The organism is Amycolatopsis sp. NPDC031561 (assembly GCF_055580625.1).
The window spans coordinates 436,237-458,468 of sequence record NZ_JBVILA010000004.1; the positions used below are offsets into that span (position 1 = coordinate 436,237).

General features: G+C 68.6%; 20 protein-coding genes. 13 read left to right on the plus strand and 7 right to left on the minus strand.

Annotation, left to right across the window (positions count from 1 at the left end; genetic code table 11):
• Positions 1–69: 69 nt before the first annotated feature.
• A complete protein-coding gene (locus ACZ5IK_RS13705; RefSeq protein WP_465487968.1) occupies positions 70–948 on the minus strand; it encodes a sterol desaturase family protein in 879 nt (292 codons plus the stop codon).
• Between the two features lie 90 nt (positions 949–1,038).
• Between ACZ5IK_RS13705 and ACZ5IK_RS13710 the strand changes: the two genes are divergently transcribed.
• Positions 1,039–1,650 (plus strand): TetR/AcrR family transcriptional regulator, encoded by a 612-nt coding sequence (locus ACZ5IK_RS13710; protein WP_465487969.1) that lies wholly within the window; start codon positions 1,039–1,041, stop codon positions 1,648–1,650.
• On the opposite strand, the gene ACZ5IK_RS13715 is transcribed toward ACZ5IK_RS13710, so the two are convergent.
• From ACZ5IK_RS13715 to ACZ5IK_RS13730, 4 genes are all read right to left on the minus strand, one after another.
• On the minus strand, positions 1,625–2,134 hold the full coding sequence (locus ACZ5IK_RS13715; RefSeq protein WP_465487970.1) for an NUDIX domain-containing protein: 510 nt from the start codon (positions 2,132–2,134) through the stop codon (positions 1,625–1,627). The two genes, ACZ5IK_RS13710 and ACZ5IK_RS13715, sit on opposite strands and share 26 nt — an antisense overlap.
• 64 nt (positions 2,135–2,198) lie before the next feature.
• Positions 2,199–2,801 (minus strand): RICIN domain-containing protein, encoded by a 603-nt coding sequence (locus ACZ5IK_RS13720; protein ID WP_465487971.1) that lies wholly within the window; start codon positions 2,799–2,801, stop codon positions 2,199–2,201.
• Positions 2,802–3,014: 213 nt separating this feature from the next.
• Positions 3,015–5,519: a PQQ-dependent sugar dehydrogenase gene (locus ACZ5IK_RS13725; RefSeq protein ID WP_465488027.1), complete on the minus strand. Its 2,505-nt coding sequence runs from the start codon at positions 5,517–5,519 to the stop codon at positions 3,015–3,017.
• A 343-nt stretch (positions 5,520–5,862) separates the two neighbouring features.
• The gene (locus tag ACZ5IK_RS13730; RefSeq protein WP_465487972.1) at positions 5,863–6,300 is read right to left on the minus strand and encodes a PPOX class F420-dependent oxidoreductase; all 438 of its coding nucleotides are present in this window, start codon (positions 6,298–6,300) and stop codon (positions 5,863–5,865) included.
• Positions 6,301–6,409: 109 nt separating this feature from the next.
• Between ACZ5IK_RS13730 and ACZ5IK_RS13735 the strand changes: the two genes are divergently transcribed.
• From ACZ5IK_RS13735 to ACZ5IK_RS13755, 5 genes are read left to right on the plus strand one after another with little or no spacing between them, the layout of a single operon-like run.
• Positions 6,410–7,864 carry a hypothetical protein gene (locus ACZ5IK_RS13735; RefSeq protein ID WP_465488028.1) on the plus strand — a complete coding sequence of 485 codons (1,455 nt, stop codon included), beginning with the start codon at positions 6,410–6,412 and terminating at the stop codon, positions 7,862–7,864.
• 56 nt (positions 7,865–7,920) lie between these two features.
• Positions 7,921–8,661 carry a hypothetical protein gene (locus ACZ5IK_RS13740; RefSeq protein WP_101613082.1) on the plus strand — a complete coding sequence of 247 codons (741 nt, stop codon included), beginning with the start codon at positions 7,921–7,923 and terminating at the stop codon, positions 8,659–8,661.
• A gap of 10 nt (positions 8,662–8,671) precedes the next feature.
• Positions 8,672–13,147, plus strand: a complete 4,476-nt coding sequence (locus ACZ5IK_RS13745; protein ID WP_465487973.1) for a hypothetical protein — start codon at positions 8,672–8,674, stop codon at positions 13,145–13,147.
• Positions 13,148–13,200: 53 nt separating this feature from the next.
• The gene (locus tag ACZ5IK_RS13750; protein WP_101606770.1) at positions 13,201–13,467 is read left to right on the plus strand and encodes a type II toxin-antitoxin system Phd/YefM family antitoxin; all 267 of its coding nucleotides are present in this window, start codon (positions 13,201–13,203) and stop codon (positions 13,465–13,467) included.
• Positions 13,457–13,870, plus strand: a complete 414-nt coding sequence (locus ACZ5IK_RS13755; RefSeq protein ID WP_465487974.1) for a PIN domain-containing protein — start codon at positions 13,457–13,459, stop codon at positions 13,868–13,870. Before ACZ5IK_RS13750 ends, ACZ5IK_RS13755 begins: the two co-directional genes overlap by 11 nt.
• On the opposite strand, the gene ACZ5IK_RS13760 is transcribed toward ACZ5IK_RS13755, so the two are convergent.
• Positions 13,854–14,792: an AraC family transcriptional regulator gene (locus ACZ5IK_RS13760; protein WP_465487975.1), complete on the minus strand. Its 939-nt coding sequence runs from the start codon at positions 14,790–14,792 to the stop codon at positions 13,854–13,856. The genes ACZ5IK_RS13755 and ACZ5IK_RS13760 overlap by 17 nt on opposite strands.
• Before the next feature lie 87 nt (positions 14,793–14,879).
• Here ACZ5IK_RS13760 and ACZ5IK_RS13765 point away from each other — a divergent pair, with 87 nt between their 5' ends.
• From ACZ5IK_RS13765 to ACZ5IK_RS13795, 7 genes are all read left to right on the plus strand, one after another.
• Positions 14,880–15,308 (plus strand): nitroreductase/quinone reductase family protein, encoded by a 429-nt coding sequence (locus tag ACZ5IK_RS13765; protein ID WP_465487976.1) that lies wholly within the window; start codon positions 14,880–14,882, stop codon positions 15,306–15,308.
• A gap of 227 nt (positions 15,309–15,535) precedes the next feature.
• A complete protein-coding gene (locus ACZ5IK_RS13770) occupies positions 15,536–16,723 on the plus strand; it encodes a winged helix DNA-binding domain-containing protein (protein WP_465487977.1) in 1,188 nt (395 codons plus the stop codon).
• Positions 16,724–16,901: 178 nt separating this feature from the next.
• A complete protein-coding gene (gap, locus tag ACZ5IK_RS13775) occupies positions 16,902–17,906 on the plus strand; it encodes a type I glyceraldehyde-3-phosphate dehydrogenase (protein WP_125793806.1) in 1,005 nt (334 codons plus the stop codon).
• Positions 17,907–17,915: 9 nt separating this feature from the next.
• Positions 17,916–19,133, plus strand: coding sequence for a phosphoglycerate kinase (locus ACZ5IK_RS13780; protein WP_465488029.1), 1,218 nt, complete (start codon positions 17,916–17,918; stop codon positions 19,131–19,133).
• Positions 19,133–19,918, plus strand: a complete 786-nt coding sequence (gene tpiA / locus ACZ5IK_RS13785) for a triose-phosphate isomerase (RefSeq protein ID WP_465487978.1) — start codon at positions 19,133–19,135, stop codon at positions 19,916–19,918. Before ACZ5IK_RS13780 ends, tpiA begins: the two co-directional genes overlap by 1 nt.
• 139 nt (positions 19,919–20,057) lie before the next feature.
• On the plus strand, positions 20,058–20,288 hold the full coding sequence (secG, locus tag ACZ5IK_RS13790; protein ID WP_005152283.1) for a preprotein translocase subunit SecG: 231 nt from the start codon (positions 20,058–20,060) through the stop codon (positions 20,286–20,288).
• Between the two features lie 65 nt (positions 20,289–20,353).
• Positions 20,354–20,695 (plus strand): RNA polymerase-binding protein RbpA, encoded by a 342-nt coding sequence (locus tag ACZ5IK_RS13795; RefSeq protein ID WP_026467877.1) that lies wholly within the window; start codon positions 20,354–20,356, stop codon positions 20,693–20,695.
• 133 nt (positions 20,696–20,828) lie between these two features.
• On the opposite strand, the gene ACZ5IK_RS13800 is transcribed toward ACZ5IK_RS13795, so the two are convergent.
• The gene (locus tag ACZ5IK_RS13800) at positions 20,829–22,031 is read right to left on the minus strand and encodes a sensor histidine kinase (protein WP_465487979.1); all 1,203 of its coding nucleotides are present in this window, start codon (positions 22,029–22,031) and stop codon (positions 20,829–20,831) included.
• Positions 22,032–22,232: the final 201 nt, after the last annotated feature.

Sequence of the window (22,232 nt, forward strand, 5' to 3'; positions counted from 1 at the left end):
GACAACGGGGCGAAACCATACGAGGCGTCGTTCTATCTGGCGCAGTCCTTTCCGTGGCGCTGTCCTAGGTCAATACATTTGGCCGCTCATCGCCCTGGCCTCCGCGGGCTGCCAGCCCGGCGGCCCGAACACGTAACCGAGTTTGTCCCGCCACGATCCGGCCGCGCGGACGTCACGCAGGATCGAGCCGTACTCGTGGAAGCCGACCTTGAGCAGGTTGTGGGACTCGACGTTCTTGGTCAGCCCGTAGGTCGGCCGCCTGCCCTCGGGGACGAAGCTGCCGAACATCCGGTCCCAGATGATCAGGATGCCGCCGTAGTTCGCGTCCAGGTACTCCTTGTCGCTGCCGTGGTGCACACGATGGTGTGAAGGAGTGTTGAACACGTACTCGAACCAGCGCGGCAGCTTCCGGATCTTCTCGGTGTGCACGAAGAACTGGTAGACGAGGTCGATCGACAGGCCGGTGAGGATCATCCAGGGCGGGATGCCGGCGAGGGCCAGGATCGACCAGAACGGCAGCTGGAAGTACGGGGTCCACTTCTGCCGCAGCGCCGTCGAGAAGTTGTAGTGCTCACTCGAATGGTGCACCTGGTGGCCCGCCCACATGATCCGGACGCGGTGGCTCGCCCGGTGGTAGGCGTAGAAGACGATCTCCTGGCCCAGCAGCATCAAGACCCAGGTCCACCAGTCGTGCGGGCTGAACTTCACCGGCGCCAGTTCGTAGAGCGCGGCGAACACGAACAGCATCGCGATGCGGAAGACGCCGTTGATCACGACCGCCACCGCGCCCATGGACATGCTGGTCCGGGTGTCTTTGACGCTGTAGCCGATGACGTTGTCGTCGTGGCCCAGCACGTGCAGCGCGAGGATCTCGATCGCGACGAACAGCAGGAACACCGGTGTCGCCATCAGCACCGGGTCACTCAGATGGGCCAGAAAATCCGCCACCGCACCGCACCCTCTTTCAGTCTCACCGCCGAGATCTGACCCTCAGGTAACTTACCCTAGGGTCATTTACCTCAGGGTAAGATAAGCGCCGTGACAGAAGCAAGGGCCGTCGGCACGAAGGGCATGCCCCGCGAAGAGCGGGAGACGCAGATCGTGCGCGCCGGTACGGAGGAGTTCGGCAAGAACGGGTACGCCGGGGCGTCGATGGTGGAGATCGCCCGGCGGGTCGGTGTCACGAAACCCTTGCTGTACCAGTACTTCGGCTCGAAGGACGGGCTGTATCTCGCCTGCCTGCACCGGGCTGGGGACAGGCTGACCGAAGGGGTCGCCGAGACGATGGCGGCGGAGGGGGAGCCACCGGAGCGGATGCCGCTCGCGGTGCTCTCGGCCATCTTCGAGACGTTCGACAACGACCGCTACGCGTGGAAGCTGCTCCGCGACCCGACGGTGCCCTCGACCGGGGAGATCGCCGGGGTCGCGGTCGACTACCGCTACCGGCTCGACGGATTCGCCCTGATCGGCGCGGCCCAGCTGATGCGCTCGCGCGGGCTGGACGACGATCGTGACATCGAGGCGATCGCCCAGGTGTGGACCGGGGTGGTCGATTCGCTGATCAGCTGGTGGATCGAGCAGCCGGATCAGGACGCCGCGGCGATGACCGAGCGGTGTTCGCGGATCATGCGGAATCTGTTCGGCTGGTGAGCGCCGACACCGCGGCCTCGCAGTCGGCGAAGGCGAGCTGCGGGCGGTCGGTCAGCGGGAACCAGGCGTACTCGGAGTTCTCCTCCGACAACACGATTTCCGCGTCCGGCGGGAGTTCGCAGGTGAAGGCGAGCCCGATGGTCCGCCATCCGGTGTCGCCGTAGACCGACGGGTACGACCCGGCGAACCGGAGGTTCACGAGTTCGCAGCCGATCTCTTCGAGTCCTTCGCGGACCAGGTTCTGTTCGGCGCTCTCGGCGCCGGAGAGGAAGCCTCCGACAGTGTCCCAGCTGCCCCTCTCGGGCTCATGTTCCCGGCGCAGCAACAGGATCCGGTCGCCGTCGAGGATAAGGCCGACCGTGGTCGGCAGCGGGTTGTCGTATCTGGTGAAGCCGCAGGCGGGGCATTCGACGTGGTTCTCCTCGCCGTGCCCGGCGAGCCGCGTCCGCTCGCCGCAGCGAGGGCAGAACGTCCAGTCCTTCACCGGCCGAAGCCTAGCGGCCGGTGAAGGACCCGGACATCAGGAACTCACGGGTTCGGTGAACAGATCAGAACCACCACTGGTTCTTGGCGCCCGCGACGTAGTCCCACAACTGCACGACGCCGCCGTCACGGCCCGCGGTGCCGAGGTCGGAGTCGAGGTAACGGCCGCTGCGCACGTTCTGCAGGCGCAGGAAGCCCTCGGGGTTCTCGGTGACGGTGAACCACTGGTTCGATCCGCCCGCCACGTAGTCCCAGAGCTGGATCTTGGTGCCGTTGCGGTTGATCGAGCCGAGGTCGGCGTCCAGGTAGCGTCCGTTGTGGACGTTCTGAAAGCGGTAGCGCCCCTCGGGGTTCTGGGCGATGTACCACGCCTGGTTGGCCGGAATGGTGTTGTCCGGGTTGATGATGCAGGTCCAGAGCTGGACCTTGGTGCCGTTGCCGTTGATGGTGCCCAGATCCGCGTCCAGGCAGCGGCTCTCGTCGGAAGCCGGGCCGAGCAGGTACGCCTGCTGCTGCGCGCTGAAACCGGCACCGCGGACGTTCGCGGGACGCAGCGACAGCTGACCGAGGTCGACGCGCTCGTCCGCCTGGGCGGCGGGCGCGCTGAACAGCGCCGAGAATCCGGCGAGGACGGTCATGGACACGAGGAATCGCTTCAGGTTACGCATTCTTCTCCCCAGTTCGCCGCAGGTGTCTCCACTGGGCCCCGACCAGGACAGCCTGCTTGACCATGATCCTGCCGGTCCGCTGACGCCGCGTCAACGAGGTTGTTTCCCACGAAAACGCCACCCCGCCGGGAAATCCCGGACGAGGTGGCGATCCCCGGCGTTGATGGATACGGGCGGGGTGTCCGGCGCCGCTCCGGACACCCCGCCCGCGATTCAGGACGCGGCGTTGGAATTGCCGCGCAGTTTGACGTTGGCCGTCGAGGCGTTCTTGATCGCCGTCTCGATCTGCGCCATCGTCGAGGACGAGGTGAGGCCCGGCACCGTCGCCGTGTTCAGCGCGTAGAGCGTGAACGTGTAGGGATGGCTGGAGCCGCCGGGGCAGGGGCCGAAGTACTTCTGCGCGTTCGCCCCGCTGCCCATGGCCTTCTGCTTGGCGCCGTTCTGGTTCGGCACGGTGAAGCCCGAGCCCAGTCCTTCCGGGAGCGACGCGGCCGACGCCGGGACGTCCCAGATCGCCCAGTGCAGTTTGTTGCCGTTGTTGGCCACGTCGGCGAAAACGACGGCGTATCCCTTGGCGCCGGTGGTCCCGGCACCCCACGCCAGCGGCGGCGAGGTGTCCTGCCCCGCGGTGCCGTCACCGGCGCAGGTGTACTTGGCCGGGATGGACGCGTTGTCGGCGAACGCGGAACTGGCCAGCTTGAACGCTCCCGGCTGTCCACTGCCCGGGAACTTCAACCGCACCACCACGTTGTCGATTCCGCTCGGCGTGCCGCCGTTCTTGTCCGCGTTGGTCGAGGTGACCCACAAGCCACCGTCCGGGGTCTTGGTGACCGAGCGGAGCCTGCCCCAGCGGCCGGAGAACAGCGACTGCACCGAGCCGACGCCGTTGCCCGCCGCGTTGATCTGGGTGGCGAAGAGCTGCTCGCTGGTGACAGCGGCGACGTAGACCCAGTCGTTGACGATCTCGATCCCGCTCGGCCCGCCGGAACTGGTCGGCCAGGTCTTCTTCGGCGCGACAGTGCCTCCGCAGGAGCCGTCGGTGCCTTCGCACTGGGGCCAGCCGAAGTTGCCGCCCTTCTGGATCAGGTTGAGCTCGTCCAGCTTGCCGTCACCGAATTCCGAGGCCCACAGCTGACCGCGGGAATCCCAGGCGAGGCCCTGCGGGTTGCGGTGCCCGAAGCTCCAGACGTACCGGGCGTTGCCGCCGGTGGAGAAGAACGGGTTGTCGCTTGGCGCCGAACCGTCGGGGTTGACCCGCAGGATCTTCCCGTTGAGCGAGCCCTTGTTCTGCGCGGTGTCCTTGTTCTGCCCGTCGCCCGCGGTGACGTAGAGCTTGCCGTCCGGGCCGAAACGGATCCGTCCGCCGTTGTGGTAACGGTTCTTCGCGATCCCGGTGAGCACCGGCGTCGACGTCGAGGACAGCGTCCCGTTGTCGTAGGTCATCTTCACGATCCGGTTGTCGCCGGAAGCCGTGTGGTACAGGTAGATCGCGTGATCGATGGCGTAGTTCGGCGAGATCGCGATGCCGAGCAGCCCGCCCTCGCCGTTGGTGCCGACAGCGCCGGGAACCTTGCCCACCGTGGTCTTCTGGCCCGACGGCGTGATCCGCAGGATCTCGAACCGGTCCCGTTCGGTCGCCAGCGCCGTGCCGTCCGGCAGGAAGTCGACGGACCAGGCGAGGTCGGCCTTCGTGATGTCCTTGTCGTACTCGGGAATCCCGCCGCCCGCGTTGCCGCTCGTCTTGGCGGTCAGCGCGTTGCTCGCGGCGGAGGCGTTGCCGTCGAGGTCACGCGCCTTCACCGTGAACGTGTACGACGTGTTCGCCGTCAGCCCGGTGATCGTGGCCTCCAGAGAAGGTGTCGTCGCGACCTTCGTCGTGCCCTGGTAGACGTCGTAGCCCGCGATCGTGCCGCTGTTGTCGGTGGAAGCGTTCCACGCCAAGGAGACACTGTTCGCGGTCACCGACGTCGAGCGCAGGTTTCCCGGCACGGTCGGCGGTGTGGTGTCCCCGCTGGACGGTGTCGTGAACTGCACGACATTGCTTTGCTGCGAAGGGTTCCCGGCCGCGTCGAAGGCGCCGACCGAGATGTCGTAGGCCGTGTTCGGCTGCAGGTTGTCGACGGTCGTGGTGAGCGTGTTCCCGTCGACGGTCTTGAGGACGTTGCCGCCGCGCATGACGTCGTAGCGGACCACGCCGACGTTGTCGGTCGCGGCTTCCCAGGTGAAGGTGGCGCTGCGGGCCTTGACGTCCTTGGCGGCCAGGTTCTTCGGCGGGGTCGGCGCTTCCGCGTCGAGCACTCCGCTCGCGGTGAGCTTGTCCGCGTTGGGCCCGCCGTTCGCGGTCGTCGAGGTAGTGCGGATCTTGTTGGCCCCGGCGGCCAGCGCGACGTCCTTCGTGACGGTCTTCCAGGTGGTCCACGCGCCGGTGCCGGGGAAGGAAAGCGTCCCGGAAGCGGTGCCGTTGACACTCAGCGAGACCGGCCTGTCGACCGTGGTTCCGTTGGCATAGCGGAAAGTCAGCGTCTGGGTTCCGGCCTGCGCGGCGTTCACCGTGTACTCGACATAGCTGCCTGCGACGTTGTCGAAGTTCACGAACCCGGTGCCGGAATAGCCAGCGTGGTTCGCTTCGACGGCGCCCTGGGAGATGGTCGCGAGTTCGGATTCGTGCTCGGTCGGTGCCGCGCCGGCGGGCAGAGCCGGCAGGACGGCGAAGGTCATCGCCGTCGCGGCGGCACACGTGAGAAGCGCGCGCCACGGTGGTCGGGGTGCCACTGGAGCCTCCATGCGTGAAGTCGGGGTCGGGAGGGTGCAACGGCGGACCGGGCGGACCCGGTGGGGGAGTGGGAGTTTTAGTTAGGAAACTTTCCTATCTATGGTTCAGATCACACACCAGCGGGTGCTTCGTGTCAATAGTCGACGAAGACACTCACGGAACGTGATGCCCGGCGTCGCGGTCAGCGGGACGGCGACACCCTTTGAAAGCGTTTAGTCCTCTGGATGCGGTACTTGTGTGACGCAACTACCGCATCCAGAGGACTAAACGCGGAGAAGAGAAGGGGCGTCAGCCTGCGATGTCCGCCCGCGCGATCACCTTCACGATTCTGGCCCGCACCAAGGACTCTTCGGGCACCGCGTTGCGCTTGCCGTAGGCCTCGGCCTGGTCCTGGCCCATGTACCGGCCACCGAGCCTGGTCGCCCATTCGAGCATCTCGTCGTAGTCGTGGTGCAAGACCGCCTCGGCGGTGAACTGCACATAAGAGTACGGCGGCTTCTGGTCGTCGACGGCCAGCGAGAGCCGAGGGTCGCGCCGCAGCGCCTTCCCCTTGAGGGTGTCCGTGCCGGTGGTGAAGATCAGTTCGTCCCCGTCGGGCCCCTCGTTGAGCAGGAACCACACCGGCGTCACGATCGGCGCCCCGTTGGCGCGGACCAGGCCGAGCATGCCCGTGCGGGTGTCCTTGCTCGCGAAGTCCCACCATTCGTCCCGGCTCATTTCACGCATGAACCAGACGCTACCGCCGCCCGGAGCGACGGGCACCCCGGTCACCCGAGCGGGGTGCCGGGGGCGGCGACTAACCTGGCCTGCTGTGCGAGACGACGAGCTGACCGGGATGGGGCTGGCCGACGAGGGGCTGACCCGCCGCCTCAAGGCGCTGGCCTGCACCGCGCCCTTGCACGACCTCGACGCGCGCAAGGCGAAGCTGGACTGGGCGGACGCCACGATCTACCAGATGGCCGAGATCGCGCTGCACACGATCGACCAGGTCACCGTGTCGATGGACTTCGACACCGGCGCCGACCACGAACAGGTGATCGTGCGGCTCCTGCCGTTCGTCGCGCTCCAGGCGCCGGGCCGGACGCCGGACGAGCACGCCAAGGTCGCGCGCTGGGTGCTCGACAACCTGATCAACATCGGCACCACCGATCGCGGGTTCCGCCGGGTCTACGGCTCCATCGGCCCGGGCGGCGGCTACCAGCGGCGGCAGTTCGACTTCAAACTGCTCGTCGAGCTGGCCGCGCCCGACGGCGAGGTCTACCTGCGCGCCACCGACGAGGCGATCAACGTGCTCGTCGGCGCGCTGGACACCGATGTCGAATCCGCGCAGATCGCGGCCGAGGTCAAACTCGAGAACCTGATCAACCGCGGTCGCCTCGCCGACGCGAAGCTCGCCGCCGAACAGGCCCGCTACCGCACCGTCCAGTACGGCGAGACGCTGCGCGCCAAGCTCGACGCCACCCGGCGCGACGTGCGCGCGGTCGACTGGGAGCGTGAGGTCCCGGACCTGCTCGACCAGGCGTTGTCCCATATCGAGTCCCGCTTCCGCGCCGAGAACGCGATCCTCAAGAACATCACCGCGTCCCGTGACGAGACCGAGGACCTCGACCGCAAACGCCGCGCCGCCGAACTCGTCGACATCGTGAGCGACTGCATCCGCCGCCACACCCGGTTGCAGTCGAGGCTCGCCGACGCCGGGGCGGTGTTCCGCGCCGAACAGGACCGCCAGCAGTTCTCCGGGCCGCCGCAGCGCGCGACGATCGACCTGTTCGGCCAGCTCCTGATGCCGACACTGGGCCTGCCGATCGCCGACGCCGTCGCGCCCGCCGAGTCGTTCTTCCACGCCGGGGCCGGGATCTCCCCGCCGACCGTGCCGTCGCTGTCCTCGCTGGTGTCGCTGCTGCTGCGGCCGGCACCGGAACGCGACCAGCTCGTCGGCGAGATCCCCGAACCCGAGCTGATGCCCGCCGACGTCACCGACAAGTTCGGCGACGAGCAGTGGCGCCTCGCCGACGACCTGCTCGACCTGCCCGAGGTGCCGCGAAGACTGTCCGGACTGCTCGAAGAGGCCCGCCTGATCGATCCGAGGCTGCCCGCCCTGGTCGCGTTGCGGGCGGTGCACGCCTACAGTCCCGAGGTCGGCGCCGCGCTCCGGCTGGGGGAGCGCCAGGTGTTGCTGGCCGTCGACGACGGCACTTTGCTCGAAGACCCCGAGTTCGGCGGAGCGGATCTGCTGCTTTCGTCGGCCAGGGTCGATCGTGAAGACCAGGAAGAGGAGGAGGTCGCGTGACGACGGGGTTTTCTACAGGGGACGTCGAAAACGCGGCCCGGCTCGTCTCGTTCGGCATGCGCCCGAAGCAGTTGCCGTCACGGGACGTCGTCTACGGCGATCTCGTCCGGCGCTACGGCGAGGACAGGGCGTTCAAACAGCTCACGCATGCCGTCGCGGCCGGGCTCGGGTTGATGGTGCTGGAGGTCAATCTCCAGGCCGGCGCCGTGCTGGCGGCGACCGACGAGTCCGTCTTCGAGATCAAGATGGACAGCTACGCACGGCAGAGCAAGATCCGCGAACGCCGTGAGACCGAAAAGGTCCTGCACGGGCTCATCCACCTGGCCACCGCCGCGCTCGGCTACCCGCGCCCGGACGACCTCGCCAACGACACCTACATCGGCCGCGTCAGTGTCGAGCAGGTGGACGCGATGGTGCGCGAGGCGTGCCGGATCCTCGACGAGCGCGCGGCCGAAGCCGAGTCGAACAACGACCCGCTGGCCGACGCGCCCGAACTCGAACAGGCCTGGCGTGCCTACGCCCGGCGCCCCGCGGCCGCGGCGACCAAGGACGGCAGGCTGGCGTCGGACACCACCCGCGGCATGGTCGCGCGCGCTCTGCGCTTCCTCGCCGATCAGGGTTTTCTCGTCCAGGTCAGCGGGGAACAGGGCGGGACCTACCGCACGACACCGCGCTACCAGGTGCAGGTGCGCGAACTCGCCGCCGACGCGGCCTTCGACGATCTGCTCGCGCTGAACGTCGTCTCGGTCGCCAACGGCGGCGGGACGTTGCGCGCGGCCGCGTCGGACACGCTCTAAAGGGGAGAAGATGTACGAGCTTTCGCGGGTTCGCCTGCACTCGGTGGGCCCGTCGGGCGCGCGGTACCAGGACGTCGTGCTGGACTTCAGCGGCGTCGGCGCGGCCATCACCGCGCCCAAGCAGGACGCGCTGTTCAGCGCCGGGATCCATCTGGCGGGGGAGGGGCCGCCGCGGCGCCCGTCGCCGGCGAGCGTGCTGTTCCTGGAGAACGGCGGCGGCAAGTCCGTCCTGATCAAGCTGATCTTCTCGGTCATGCTGCCCGGCCGCCGCCAGGTCGTCGGCACGACGAACACCAAGGTGCTGGAGAAGTTCGTCGCGGCCAAGGACGTCTCGCACGTGGCCTTGGAGTGGCTACAGGTCGAGACCGGCCACAGGGTGATCACCGGCAAGGTGTCGGAATGGCGCGGGCACGTGGTGTCGGCGGATTCGGAGAACCTCGTCGACTCCTGGTACTGCTTCCGACCGACGCCTTCGCTCGATCTGGACTCGCTGCCGCTGACCTCGGACGGCAGGCTGCTGACGATGTCCGGCTTCCACGACCAGCTCGACAAGGTGCACGGCGGCGAGCCGGAACTGGAGCTGTTCTGGACCCGGCGCCACCACGAGTGGACGTCCCGGCTGGACGGCCTCGGCCTCGACACCGAGCTTTTCCGGTACCAGCGCGCGATGAACGCCGGTGAGGGCGAGGCGGCGGACGCCTTCGCGTTCAGCACCGACGAGGCGTTCGTCGAGTTCCTGCTGCGCGCGGTGCTTTCGGAGGACGAGCCGAAGGACCTCGCCGAGGTCGTCGCGACCTACGCGCACAACCTCGCGCAGCGCGGGGATCTGCTGTCGGAGCGGGACTTCGTCGCCGGAGCGCTCGAACTGCTCGCACCGCTGGCCGAGGAGGAAGGCGTCGCCGCCGCGTCGCGGAAGCTCGCCGACGCGGCCCGCGCCGAGATGCGCACGCTGGCCGGTCAGGTCGCCGCTCGCGACAAACTGGAGAACGAGCGGCTGAGCGGGCTCGATCAGCACGTCGACGAGGTGAAGTCCGCGGAGAAACTGGCCGAGGGCGACCACCGCCGTCTCACCGCCGGCGTCACCGAACTCCGGCGCCTGGTCGGGAAACTGCGACTGGACGAGGCCCAGGAGAGCAAGAAGCGGGTCGACGGCGAACTGGCCGAGGCCAAGACCGCGGCCGAGGCCTGGCGTGAATGCGCCACCGTGCTCAACCACCTCAACGCCGCCCGCAAGGCGCGCGATTTCCGCGAACTGGTGGGGAATCGCGAGCAGAAGGCGCAACCCGCGCTGCAGGCGCGCAACACCGCCGCGGCCGCGCTCGCCAGGGGACTGCTGGCGCTGGCCAAGAACGCGACCGAGCAGGCCGCGAAGGCCGAAGCGCATGTCGGTGCCCTCCGCGCCGAAGCGGAAAAAGCCCAATCCGAACGTGACGAATCGGCCAACCTCGCCGCTTCGCGCCGCGCGGAAGCCCGTGGACTGGGCGCAAGGATCGCGGAGATCCGTGAGGAGATCGCGGAAACCGTCCGCGCCGGTGTGCTCAAGGCCGGTGCCGACGTCGCCGAAGCGGCGCGCGCGGCCCGGACCGAGGCCGAGACGACCTCCGCCGAACTCGTTCGCCGGGAACAGGAACTCGAGCGCGTGGCCGAGGATCTGCGGTCCGCGCAGGCCACCGTCAACGACGCGCACCGGCTCGCCGGGTCCACGAAGGACCGGCTGGAACGCGCCGCCGAGGAACTGGACCGGGCCAACCGGCGCACCGACGCGCTCGCCGTCGAACCCCGGCTGACCGAACTCCTCGGCGCGGACGACGTCGCGCTGGAGACGGATCTGCCGGTGCTGCTGGAGCGGCTTCGCGAGGCGGGTTCGACCGCGGAGAAGGAACAGACCGCGTTGCGGATGGAGGAATCCGTCGACGAGCGCGCGCTGAACGCGCTCGGCTCCGGCGGTCTCCTGCCCGCCACCGAAGAGGTCCAGGCCGCGTTGGACGCGCTGGAAGCCGCCGGGATGAACGCGTGGTCCGGCTGGCGGTACCTGTCCACTTTGGACAAGAAGCGGCGGGCGGCCGTGCTGGCCCGCGCGCCCCAGCTGGTCTCGGGGATCCTGCTCAACGAACCGGATCAGGTCCGGCTCGCCGAGAAGGTGCTGGCGGAGCGGCGCTTGCTGCCCACCACGATCATTCCGGTCGCCACCACCGGGGCCACCACGACCGACCGTCTGCCGGGCGAGGCGGGCATCGAATTCCTCGTCCCGCCCAACCCGGCGATGTACGACGAGGAAGCCGCCGACGCCGAGCGCGAGGCCATCGCGCTCCGCCACGCGGAACGGCAGCGCCGCCTGGAAGCGCTGGCGACGTCGCTGGCCGACGACAGCGCGCTGTCCTGGAAACTCAAGACCTGGCGCGAGGACTACCCGCCCGGCAGCATCGCGACGCTGGCCGAGCAGTCGCAGAACGCGCGCACCGCGCACGAGACCGCGCGGACCGCGTTGGACCAGGCGGAAAAGGAGTTCCAGCGCCTCGGTGAGAAGGCGACCGGGTTGCGGGAGCGCGTTCCCGAGCTGCGCACGGCGTCGGCCGGGGCGGGGGAGCGGGCTCGCGGTCTGGAGGCGCTCGCCACGCGCGTCGCGAAGATTCCCGAGTGGACGGACGACGTCGAGCGGGCTTCGGAGACCGCCGAGCGGGCCGAGTCGACGGCGTCCGAAGCCGCGGCGAAGGCCTCCCGGCTGCGCGAGCAGGCCGGTGAGGAACAACGCACCGCCGACGGGCACCGCCGCACGGCGACGACCGCGAAGTCGGAACTGGCCGAGGTGCCGGGATCGAGCGACGTCACCGAGGACGACCCCACGCCCGCCGAGCCGGTGGACGCGTTGCGGCGCACCTTCGCGTCCGCGTCCGAGGCTTACTCGAAGGTCGAGGTCGGCAGCGATCTCCGGGCCGAACTCGACCAGGCTGAGAGTGTCGAGGCGTCCGCGCGGGCGGCCGTCGAGGCACTGGACGACGCCGTCCGCGAGCGGGCCCTGACCTTGCTGGAGACGCCCGACGGTTCCGACGCTTCGGCGCGCGCCGCCGCGCAGGCGCGGGCGAACCGCGCGGTCGCGGTGCTGGAGGACGAACGCACCGAGATCGTCGGCCTCGTCGCGACCCGCAAGGCGGAACTGAGCCAGCTCCCGGAACAGCCGTCCGCGCTCGCCGCGATCTCTTCCGACGCGCGGCCGAAGGACATCGAGCACGGTCTGGCGCTGATCGACGACGCCAGCCTCGAGGTGTCCGCCGCCGCGCGGAAATGGGAGGAACTGCAGGAACGCCGTGCCGCGGCCGAAGCGACGTTGGAGTCCGCGAAGACGTCCGCGTCCGGTTTCGGTCTGCTGGCCGAGTCGATGGCCCATCTCCTGTCCAAAGAGGACGACGCGGCGGCGTTCGACGGCGACGTCGAATCGGCTCGCACCAAACACTCCCGGCTCAACGCCGCGCTCACCGAGGCGCAGGACGCGGCCGACGCGGGTGACCGCCGGGTGCGGGCCGCGGCGGACCAGCTGGCGCAGTACGCCACGGACAAGCGGTTCGAGAAGCTCAGCACGCCGGTGCGGCAGCAGGTGATCTCGGTCCGCCGCGACCAGCTGCCCGCGCACGCCGCGGAATGGGCGGAGGCGTTGCGCCCGCGGTTGCGCACGCTCACCGACGATCTCGCGCAGATCGACCGGCACCGCGGCGGCATCATCACCCGCCTGCAGGGCATGGTCGATGGCGCGCTGCGCACTCTTCGCGCGGCACAACGGGTTTCGCGGCTGCCGGACGGTCTCGGCGATTGGTCGGGCCAGGAGTTCCTGCGGATCCGCTTCACCGAACTCGAAGAGAACGTGCTCGCCGAGAAACTGGGCGAGGTCGTCGACGAGGCCGCGGTGGGGAAGACCTCCGACGGCCGGGACGTCAAGCGGGACGGGCTTTCGCTCGTGCTGCGCGGCGTGCAGGCCGCCGCTCCCAAGGGCTTCCGGGTCGACATGCTGAAACCGGACTCCGTGCTGCGGACCGAACGCCAGCGCGTTTCCGAGATTCGGGACGTGTTCTCCGGCGGGCAGCAGCTGACCGCGGCGATCATCCTGTACTGCACCTTGGCGGCGCTACGGGCCAACAACCGCGGCAAGGCCCGCAACCGGCACTCCGGTGTGCTGTTCCTCGACAACCCGATCGGCCGTGCCTCGGCCGGGTACCTGCTCGAATTGCAGCGGGCGGTGGCCGAGGCGCTGGGTGTCCAGCTGATCTACACGACCGGCCTGTTCGACGCCGGCGCGCTGAGCGAGTTCCCGCTGATCGTGCGGCTGCGCAACGACGCGGACCTGCGGGCGGGGCGGAAGTACCTGTCCGTCGACGCGACCATCCGCAACGCCACCGACGAACTCGGGGATCCGGACGGTGTCGCGCGGCTTTCGGCGACGCGGTTGTTCACTCGGCCTGCCGAGGAGCCGGAAGCGGAGGAAGAGACAGCCTGACCGGGCGGTGGCACTGGGTGGCACCGCGGGGCACAGGGTGTTAGAATTGATTCATGAGCGTTCAGCACGAGATCTCCCAGCGTGATCTCCGGAACCGGTCCGGCGAGATCATGGACGCGGTCGAGCACGGTGAAACCTTCACCGTGACCCGCAGCGGCTCGCCCATCGCCCAGCTGGTTCCGCTCTGTCGCCGGCACGCCGTTTCCCGTGAGCAGTTCGCCACCGGCTCGGCCAATGCCCCGCTCATCGACCCGGACAGGTTCCGCGCGGACCTCGACGACGCTTTCGAAGGTGAGGCGGACGATCCCTATGGCCGCTGAGGTTCACGGCCTGCTCGACACGAACATCCTCATCCTCCGGCGGGCGATCGATCACGCCCAGCTGCCGGATCTGATGTCGATCAGCACGATCACGCTCGCCGAGCTTTCGGCGGGTCCGCATTACGCCACCGACCCGGCCGAACGGGCCCGGCGCACGGATCTGCTGCAACGGGTGGAATCGGAATTCGATCCGCTGCCGTTCGGTACCGAGGCGGCCCGGATCTTCGGCCGGGTGTCGGCGTCCGTGCTCGCGATGGGCAGGACACCCCGGCGGCGGGTGGCCGATCTGATGATCGCCAGCGTGGCCATCGCGCACCGGATGCCGCTCTACACCACGAATCCACAGGATTTCGAAGGCATGAAAGAACTTCTCGACGTCGTTCCCGTTACTCGGCCGGCTTGAGCGCCTCTCGGGCCGAGGCGCGGTACTGCCCAGGGGCTTGGTGGCGTGCGCGCCGGAAAGCCCGGCTGAACGCGTACACCGACGTGTAGCCGACCGAGTGGGCGATGGCGTCCACCGTGTCGCCGGTGTCGCGGAGCCGGACCGCGGCCAGGTCCATCCGCCACTGGGTGAGGTAGTCGCCGGGAGTGCGGCCGGTCGTTTCGCGGAACCGGCGGGTCAGCGTGCTGCGCGAAGTCGACAGCTCCGCCGCGAGGACGTCGGTGGTCCACGGTTTCGCCGGGTCCTCGTGGATCTTGACCAAGGCCACGCTGATCAGCGGATCGCCGAGGACACCGAGCCAGGTTCCCCGCGTCTCAGCCGGTTTCTCCGTTCGCCATACGCGGAGCAACTGGACGAGCAGGATGTCGACGAGCCGGTTGAGGACGAACTCGGTGGCGATCTGCGGACGGGCCAGTTCGCGCGAGAGCAGGCGGACGGTGTCGTCGAGGCCGCCACCGCCGTGGTCCGCGCGGATGTGCACCAGTTCCGGCAGGGTGGCGAGCACCTGGATGGACACCGCCGGGTCGTAGTCGTACGACGCGCCGAGGATGTGGGTCTGCACGTCCCCGGAGCCGAGACGCAGTACTCCGCCGCACTTTCGAGCTCGCTCCGCCGCCGTGCACAGCTGGGGAATGATCGGGGCGTCGGGGGCGCTGCGCAGGGTGTGTTCCGGCCCGTTCGGAAGCAGGACGACGTCGCCGGGCATGAGCTGTCTCGGCGGGTGGCCCGGCAGGTCCAGCCAGGCCGTACCGCAGGTGACGGCGTAGAAGGCCGCGCCGGCGATGCGGTGCCAGAGGATTCCCCACGGCCCGGACGCCTCGATCCGGGCCCCGGCGGCGCCCCGGACGCCGCCGACGGCGAGAATTTCGGCCAAAAGGTCCATGGTGCCGAGGATAGTGCGACAGACGGACAAGTTCATGGTCATTTCAGGCATCGATACGGTCACCCGCTGCGTCATACGATCGGCTTCATGGCAGAAACGATCGACTTCGACTTCGACGAGATCAACCGCGGCGTGATCGCCGAGTTCCGCGAGACCGGCGGCAAGGCGGGTGGCATGTTCGAGGGCTTCCCGCTGGTCCTCGTCCACCACACCGGCGCGAAGTCCGACACCCAGCGGATCGCGCCGCTCGTCCCGCTCCTGGAGGACGACCGGATCTATATCTTCGCCAGCAAGGGCGGCGCTGACGACAACCCGGCGTGGTTCCACAACCTGGTCGCCCACCCGGACACCAAGGTCGAGCTCGGCACCGAGACCTTCCCGGTCCGGGCGCGGGTGCTCACCGGCTCAGAGCGCGAAGACGTCTACGCCCGGCAGTCCGCCCTCATGCCGCAGTTCGCCGAGTACCAGAACAAGACGAGCCGGGTCATCCCGGTCTTCGAGCTCGAACGGGTCTGAGGGTGCCGCTGGTCGTGAGTGGCGTTTCGGTTCTGGTGGACCCGTATTTGCCTCCCCGCTGGATTCGGATGTCATCTTGGTGAGCGTGTAGCGCTTGTTCTGGATGGTGATGCGGGCGAGCGGGGAGGATTTGGGACGTTGAACGTCCGGAATCTTCCCCACTCGGCGGGTAGACCGGAACCCACGCGTCCCGGAGTCCTGTCGGGGCCCGGTGGTAGAACCGGTCCGTGACCCTCAAGATCGACGTCCGCCAGCGCCGCGCCCGCCTCGCCGTGCGCCATCGCCTCGCCACGCCCGCCCCGTCGGTGCGGGCCGCAGCGGACGCGGTCGTCGCGTTGCACGCCACGGACCCGGCGACGGTCCACCTCTCGGCGTGGGCGCGGGTCAGGGGCGACGGCGTCGCGGAACTGGAGAACGCGCTCTACGAAGAGCGCCCGCTGGTGCGGATGCTCGGCATGCGCCGCACGGTCTTCGTGGTCGGACGGGAGAACGTGGCCCTGGTCCAGGCGGCGTGCTCGGCGGACATCGCCAAGAAGCAGCGCCGCCTGCTCGAACAGCACCTCGGCAGGCAGGGGCATCCCGAGAACGTGCCCGATCCGGAGCGCTGGCTGGCCGAGGTCGAGGACGCGACCGAGCGCGCGCTGAAGGCCCGCGGTACCGCGACGGCACAACAGCTCGCCGAGGACGAGCCCCGGCTGAGGCAGCAACTCGTCATGGCGAAGGGAAAGCCGTACGAGGCGATCGCCAACGTCACCAGCCGGGTCCTGTTCCAGCTCGCGGTCGACGGCCGCATCGTGCGCGGGCGCCCGCGCGGGAGCTGGATCAGCAGCCAGCACTACTGGTCCCCGATGGCGGACTGGCTGCCGCAGGGCATCGCCGAGCGGGACGCCGACGAGGCCAGGGCCGAACTCGCCCGCAAGTGGCTTCACGCCTACGGCCCGGCACCGATCGCGGACCTGCGATGGTGGACGGGCTGGACGGCCGGCCAGACGAAGAAGGCACTCGCGGCCGTTCAGCCGATCGAGGTCGACCTCGACGGTGTCCCCGGCGTGGTGCTCGCCGACGATCTGGAGCCGGTCGCGGAGCCCGGACCGTGGGTCGCGCTGCTCCCGTCGCTCGACCCGACGTCGATGGGGTGGATCGAGCGGGACTGGTACCTCGGGCCGCACCGCGCCCCGCTGTTCGACGGCACGGGCAACATCGGGCCCACCGTCTGGGCCGACGGCCGGATCGTCGGCGGCTGGGCCCAGCGTCCGGACGGCGAGGTCGTCCACCACTTCCTGGAGGACGTCGGCTCGGACGTCGAACGGGCCGTCGAGGCGGAGGCGAACCACCTGGCCGGGTGGTTCGGAGAGGTGCGAGTCACGCCACGGATGCGCACCCCGCTGGAGCGACGGCTAGCACAACGAAGCTGAGAGTTTTCCCAAGACGTCCTGGTGGCGATGCACTTAATCGATTCTTGACCTGACCCACCGAGTGGTGGAAGTCTCGTCAGGGCAAAGAGGGTCGCCCGAGCACGCACGCTAGGGTTGCGCCCGAGTAAAGGACGTCTTACCGGGGCGATCCCGGACGAGTCTCTAGGGAGTGGCAGCAGTGACGGTTCGCGTAGGTGTCAACGGCTTCGGCCGCATCGGCCGCAACTTCTTCCGGGCCGTGCAGGCCGCCGGTCACGACATCGAGGTTGTCGCTTTCAACGACCTCGGCGACGTCGCCACGATGGCCCACCTGCTCAAGTACGACTCCATCCTCGGCCGCTTCCCGGGCGAGGTCAGCGTCAGCGACGAGGGCATCGTCGTGGACGGCAAGACGATCAAGGCCCTCGCCGAGCGCGACCCGGCCAACCTGCCCTGGGGCGACCTGGGCGTGGACGTCGTCGTCGAGTCGACCGGCTTCTTCACCAACGCCGACGCCGCGAAGGCGCACCTCGCCGGCGGCGCGAAGAAGGTCATCATCTCCGCGCCCGCCAAGGGCGAGGACCTGACCGTGGTGCTGGGCGTCAACGACGACAAGTACGACGGCTCGCAGAACATCATCTCGAACGCCTCCTGCACCACGAACTGCCTCGGCCCGCTGGCCAAGGTCCTGCAGGACTCGTTCGGCATCGAGCAGGGCCTGATGACCACCATCCACGCGTACACGCAGGACCAGAACCTGCAGGACGCGCCGCACAAGGACCTGCGCCGCGCCCGCGCCGCCGCGCTGAACATCGTCCCGACCTCGACCGGTGCCGCCAAGGCCATCGGCCTGGTCCTGCCGGAGCTGCAGGGCAAGCTGGACGGCTACGCGCTGCGCGTCCCGATCCCGACGGGCTCGGCCACCGACCTCACCGTCACGCTGACCAAGAGCGCGACCCTCGAGGAGATCAACGCCGCGTACAAGGCCGCCGCCGAGGGCCCCCTGGCCGGCATCCTGCGCTACAACGAGGACCCGATCGTTTCGGCCGACATCGTCACCGACCCGGCGTCCTGCATCTACGACGCGCCGCTGACCAAGGTCATCGGCAACCAGGTCAAGGTCATCGGCTGGTACGACAACGAGTGGGGCTACTCCAACCGCCTCGCCGACCTCGTCAAGCTCGTCGGCAACAAGCTTTCCTGACCGATGACGCTGAAGAACCTCGAAGACCTGCTGAGCGGGGACGTTTCGGGCCGGTTCGTACTCGTACGTTCCGACCTGAACGTCCCCCTCGACGGGGACAAGATCACCGACGACGGCCGCGTCCGCGCTGCCCTGCCGACCCTCAAGCGCCTCGCCGAGGCGGGCGCGAAGGTGGTCGTCACGGCGCACCTCGGCCGTCCCAAGGGCGAGCCGGACCCGAAGTTCTCGCTCGCGCCCGTCGCCGCGAAGCTCACCGAGCTGCTCGGCGTCGACGTCCCGCTGGCCGGTGACCTGGTCGGCGAGTCCGCCAAGGCCACCGTCGCGGGCCTGACCGACGGTCAGGTCGCCCTGCTGGAGAACGTGCGTTTCGACGCGCGCGAGACCAGCAAGGTCGAGGCGGAGCGTCAGGAACTGGCCGCCGAGCTGGCCGCGCTCGTCCCGGGCGGCGCGTTCGTCTCCGACGGTTTCGGTGTCGTGCACCGCAAGCAGGCCTCGGTCTACGAGATCGCGCGGGCGCTTCCGGCGTACGCGGGCGGTCTGGTGCTGGCCGAGGTCGACGTCCTCAAGAAGCTTGCCGGTAAAGACACTGTGCTCGCCCGGCCCTATGTGGTCGTGCTCGGCGGCGCGAAGGTGTCGGACAAGCTGGCGGTGATCGCCAACCTGCTGACCAAGGTCGACAGGCTGCTCATCGGCGGCGGCATGGCGTACACCTTCCTCAAGGCCCAGGGCCACGAGGTCGGCAAATCGCTGTTGCAGGAAGACCAGCTGGAGCAGGTCGCCGGTTTCCTCGCCGAGGCGGAGAAGCGTGGCGTCGAACTGATCCTGCCGGTGGACTTCCTCGCCGCGACGGGCTTCGCCGCCGACGCCGAGTTCGACGTCGTCGACGCGTCGGCCATCCCGGCCGACCGCATGGGTCTCGACATCGGCCCGAAGTCGCGCGAGCTGTTCGCGGGCAAGCTGGCCGACGCCGCGACCGTGTTCTGGAACGGCCCGATGGGCGTGTTCGAGTTCGAGTCCTTCGCCGGCGGCACCCGTGCCGTGGCCGAAGCGCTCGTCAAGAGCGACGCCTTCACCGTGGTCGGCGGTGGCGACTCCGCCGCGGCCGTGCGGCAGCTCGGCCTTCCCGAGGACGGCTTCTCGCACATCTCGACCGGCGGCGGCGCGTCGCTGGAGTACCTGGAGGGCAAGGAACTGCCCGGAGTCGCTGTGCTGGGAGAGAACGACTAGTGGCGCGTAAACCGCTCATCGCCGGTAACTGGAAGATGAACCAGAACCACCTCGAAGCCATCGCGCTGGTTCAGAAGATCGCCTTCGCCCTGCCGGAGAAGTACTACGCGAAGGTCGACGTCGCGGTCCTGCCGCCGTTCACCGACATCCGCAGCGTCCAGACGCTGACCGACGGCGACAAGCTGTCGCTCACCTACGGCGCCCAGGACCTGTCGCCGCACGACTCCGGTGCCTACACCGGTGACGTGTCGGGCGTGATGCTGAAGAAGCTGGGCTGCAGCTTCGTCACCGTCGGGCACTCGGAACGGCGCGAGTACCACGGCGAGTCCGACGAACTGGTCAACAAGAAGGTCAAGGCCGCGCTCAAGCACGGCATCACGCCGATCCTGTGCGTGGGGGAGAAGCTCGAGGTCCGCGAGGCTGGCGAGCACATCGCCCACACCACGAACCAGCTGGTCGAGGGCCTCAAGGGGCTCAAGAACGAGCAGGTCAAGGACGTCGTCGTCGCCTACGAGCCGGTCTGGGCCATCGGGACCGGCAAGGTCGCGACCCCGCAGGACGCCGAGGAGGTGTGCGGAGCCATCCGCGCCACCCTCGCCGAAAAGTACGGTGCCGAGGTCGCGTCCTCGGTCCGCGTGCTCTACGGCGGCTCGGCGAAGGCCAACAACATCAGTGACCTCGTCGCCTGCGAGAACATCGATGGTGCCCTCGTTGGTGGTGCCAGCCTGGATGGTGACGAGTTCACCAAACTCTGCGCACTCGCCGCGGGCGGGCCCCTGCCCTGATCGGGGCACCAACCGGGTAACCTGTGTATCCGGTCCGTCACACAGCAGTGGACGAGTCCAGGAGTACGGTGTGTTCTGGTAGTCACGAACTATCGGCACGCACCGTTTTCCTGCATTCTCCAAGAGCGCAGAGGATGACATGAAGCTGTTCCTGCAAATCCTGTTGATCGCCTCAAGCTTTTTCCTGGTGGTCGCCGTGTTGCTGCACCGCGGTCGTGGTGGCGGTCTGTCGTCGCTGTTCGGTGGCGGTATGCAGTCGAGCCTTTCCGGCTCGAGCGTGGCCGAGAAGAACCTCGACCGGATCACGCTCCTGCTGGGCGCGGTGTGGCTGATCAGCATCATCGGCCTGGGGCTCCTGCTCAAGGTCTGATCGATCCAGGTGTTTCGGCGTGCCTATGGGGGGCGCGCCGCCGATCCCTATAGGTGTGAGGATTCATGGTTGGCGGTAACGCGATTCGGGGCACCCGTGTGGGTGCCGGACCTTCGGGCGAATCGGAACGGGGTGAGTCGGCGCCGCGGCGCCGCATTTCCTACTGGTGTGCCAACAGGCACGAGGCGCAGCCGTCGTTCTCGATGGACGCCGAGATTCCCGAAGAGTGGGACTGCCCACGCTGCGGGCTTCCGGGTGGGCAGGACGAGAAGAACCCACCTGCCGCGCCGCGGACCGAGCCTTACAAGACCCACCTCGCCTACGTGAAGGAACGGCGTTCCGACGCCGACGGTGAGGCCATCCTCGCCGAGGCGCTGGAGCGGTTGCGCCAGCGCCGGGAGATCTAGCCTCCGGTCTTCCAGGGCTGAAGCCCGCGTCCGCGATCCGTCGCCAGGACGCGGGCGTTTGGCATGTCAACACCAGGTGGGTGCGCCTCGCCGCCGGAGACGCGGGTTCAGCGCGCCTCCACCGGCCGGCCGGTCATCGGTCGAGCGGATACCGGGCACGCACCCGGAACCCGCCGTCCTCGGTGTCGGCGGTCTCGAAACTCCCACCCAGCAGTCGAGCGCGTTCGGCCAGACCGGTCAGCCCATGCCCTCCCGACGGCAGGGACGCACCGGACGTCCGGGCGCGCTCATTGCGTATCTCGACCTTGAGGGAACCGTGCTCGCCCTGGATCCGAATGGTCGCGGTGGCACCCGGTGCGTGTTTGTGCACGTTGGTCAGGCATTCCTGCACCGTCCGGTAGGCGGCCGCCGACACCTGGCTCGGCAGGAGCTCGGGGATCCGCTCGACGGTGAGGTGCACCGGGACGTCCGAGCCGCGGATCAGCCGGTCGAGTTCGTTGATCCCGGGCCGCGGCCCGTCGTCCTCGGAGCCCGAGCGGAGCACGCTCACGAGTGAACGCAGCTCTTCCAGGGTCTTGGTGCTGAGTTTCCGGATGACCAGCGCGGTCTCGAGCGAGCGCGGGTCGGTGGTCTGCGCCTGCAACGCGCCGGCCTGCATCGCGATCAGCGTGATCTGATGCGAGACGACGTCGTGCATCTCCCGCGCGAGGCGGGCCCGTTCCTCCGCGCGGACCGCGTCGGCGTGGAAGCGGCGTTCGCGGTCGCGGCTGGCGGCGAGTTCGGAGAGCTTCTGCGAGATCTCGGTCCGAGCTCCGATGAGCAGGCCGATGGCCACCGGCATCCCGGCGACGATGACGCCGTAGATCCCGTCCAGGACGTGTTCACGCCAGCTGAGCTCGACGAAGTCGGCCAGCGGCCACTGGACGAACCGGCAGGTGAAGACGAGCGCGAACCCCGTCCAGGTCTGCCAGTGCATCTGCTTCCGGGTGGCGAGGAAGCCGAGCGCGATCATCGCGGCCAGCTGGGACCATCCCGCCAGGAAGCCGGGGACGGTCACGATCACCGCGAGGAACGGCAGCTTGCGGCGGAAGGCGAGGCCGAGGCACGCGGCGCCGGACAGGTAGATGGAGTACGGCTGGGCCTTTTCGGGGATCACCAGCCACACGTCGAGTGCGGCCAGGAAGATCGCGAGTGTGTCGACGCCCAGCGCGACCAGCGCCGGACGTTTGATCTTGGCGAACGACATGACCCCGGCGGCACGGCGCATCCGCTCGGCGGCGTCCGCTCCGGAGCCGCCCACCGAGATACCTGGCATCGAGAGACCCTCTGTGCTCATCGCTGGCGACCTCACTCGTCTTGTGGACTTGAATGAAGAGACGTGTTCTTCGCCCGATCGGGACGCGCAGGAACGAACAAATGTGCGGATGCTAACGGGTGGATGTACCAGGACGGTAAGTTTCCCCCAGTCGGGCTAGCGACTGTCCGGTCACTGTCCGTTCTGCGGACAAGTGCATGAACGTTCGGTCGGTCGGATCCA

What these genes read in the sequence shown, in the direction of transcription:
- ACZ5IK_RS13750 (WP_101606770.1), top strand. Translation starts at nt 13,201, where the DNA reads ATGAGCGTTCAGCACGAGATCTCCCAGCGTGATCTCCGGAACCGGTCC.
- secG (WP_005152283.1), top strand. Translation starts at nt 20,058, where the DNA reads ATGAAGCTGTTCCTGCAAATCCTGTTGATCGCCTCAAGCTTTTTCCTG.
- ACZ5IK_RS13765 (WP_465487976.1), top strand. Translation starts at nt 14,880, where the DNA reads ATGGCAGAAACGATCGACTTCGACTTCGACGAGATCAACCGCGGCGTG.
- ACZ5IK_RS13740 (WP_101613082.1), top strand. Translation starts at nt 7,921, where the DNA reads ATGCGCCCGAAGCAGTTGCCGTCACGGGACGTCGTCTACGGCGATCTC.
- ACZ5IK_RS13745 (WP_465487973.1), top strand. Translation starts at nt 8,672, where the DNA reads ATGTACGAGCTTTCGCGGGTTCGCCTGCACTCGGTGGGCCCGTCGGGC.
- ACZ5IK_RS13760 (WP_465487975.1), bottom strand. Translation starts at nt 14,792, where the DNA reads ATGGACCTTTTGGCCGAAATTCTCGCCGTCGGCGGCGTCCGGGGCGCC.
- ACZ5IK_RS13735 (WP_465488028.1), top strand. Translation starts at nt 6,410, where the DNA reads ATGGGGCTGGCCGACGAGGGGCTGACCCGCCGCCTCAAGGCGCTGGCC.
- ACZ5IK_RS13725 (WP_465488027.1), bottom strand. Translation starts at nt 5,519, where the DNA reads ATGACCTTCGCCGTCCTGCCGGCTCTGCCCGCCGGCGCGGCACCGACC.
- ACZ5IK_RS13720 (WP_465487971.1), bottom strand. Translation starts at nt 2,801, where the DNA reads ATGCGTAACCTGAAGCGATTCCTCGTGTCCATGACCGTCCTCGCCGGA.
- ACZ5IK_RS13795 (WP_026467877.1), top strand. Translation starts at nt 20,354, where the DNA reads ATGGTTGGCGGTAACGCGATTCGGGGCACCCGTGTGGGTGCCGGACCT.
- ACZ5IK_RS13730 (WP_465487972.1), bottom strand. Translation starts at nt 6,300, where the DNA reads ATGCGTGAAATGAGCCGGGACGAATGGTGGGACTTCGCGAGCAAGGAC.
- ACZ5IK_RS13755 (WP_465487974.1), top strand. Translation starts at nt 13,457, where the DNA reads ATGGCCGCTGAGGTTCACGGCCTGCTCGACACGAACATCCTCATCCTC.
- ACZ5IK_RS13800 (WP_465487979.1), bottom strand. Translation starts at nt 22,031, where the DNA reads ATGAGCACAGAGGGTCTCTCGATGCCAGGTATCTCGGTGGGCGGCTCC.